Below are 325 nucleotides of genomic sequence, written 5' to 3' on the forward strand. Positions count from 1 at the left end.
GACGAGGGGACGGGAGCGCCCGGGTCAGGCAGCTCCGGGGTAGGGTGGTTCATTGCGGAGTCCTTGGGTGTGTCTGGTTGTCGTATACAAACATTGTATGCTACTATTTTAGTAGCTTGTCACGCTGGTGGAATAAGCGCAGAGGGCCTATTTCGCCATGAAAACCCGTGCGGCCGCCGCTTCATTAGCAGATGTTTGCCCGCGATCCCTCCTCCATTTGGAGGGTGAAAACCCCGGCATGTCTGGCTATGCTGTGCCCATGGCCACCACTCCCAGCCCCACCACAGCGCCGACGTCGGTGCCCACGGGGCGCGCTGACGAGGCC

The sequence above is a fragment of the Rhodoferax sp. RT5P35 genome (assembly GCF_056521385.1).